Origin of the sequence: Actinoallomurus acaciae, assembly GCF_042429965.1 — a bacterium.
In the GTDB taxonomy this organism is placed as follows: domain Bacteria; phylum Actinomycetota; class Actinomycetes; order Streptosporangiales; family Streptosporangiaceae; genus Actinoallomurus; species Actinoallomurus acaciae.
The window spans coordinates 1-579 of sequence record NZ_JBHLZP010001072.1 but is presented as its reverse complement, the minus strand read 5'-3'; the positions used below and the strand labels follow the sequence as shown (position 1 = coordinate 579).

Genomic DNA, 579 nt, shown 5'->3' with positions numbered 1-579 from the left:
TCGGCTCGCGCAGCAGCACCTGTGGCACCGACTGCCACACCTCACCGTGCACGCTGCGGGACATGCGCACCGCCCAGCGCGTCCTCACCGACCACCCGCCGGTCGTGTTGTGGGCCGAGTTGGCCACGGCGGCGCACCTGTCCGGCTGGGGCTCCCCGGTGCCCGCGCCCGCGGTCCTCGAGGCGCTCCGCGCGCTGCCCGAACGGCTCCGCGACTGCGCGCTCTCCCACGCCGTCGACGCCGCCGTCGCCGCACGCGCCTCGGTCATCGTCGCCCGCTCCGACCCCGGGATGCTCGCCGACCACCTCGTCTCGGTACTGCGCGGCCGCCTGCACGGCGGGAACGTGTGCGACGGCGAGGAGCCCGAATGGTTCACCATCCCGTACCGGTGGTGCCTGGTCCTGGAAGAACTCCAAGCCGCCCACCGCCGCACCCCCGACGCCCTTCGCCACCCGTACAGCCGGGAATGGGAACGCCTCTACCAACGGTCGATTCCGGGTGAAAGCCTCGCCGAGCAACTCCGGCACGTGGAGCGCTGGTGGGACCGCGACCAACGCGACGACGCCGCCCGCGACGCCA

Annotated in this window: 1 protein-coding gene; it reads left to right on the top strand. The window is 73.6% G+C overall.

Features of this window, described 5'->3' with window-relative positions; all coding sequences use genetic code 11:
- Window positions 1–62: 62 nt before the first annotated feature.
- A partial coding sequence (locus ACFFNX_RS50550) for a hypothetical protein (RefSeq protein WP_378213640.1) occupies window positions 63–579 on the top strand: 517 nt, incomplete at its 3' end.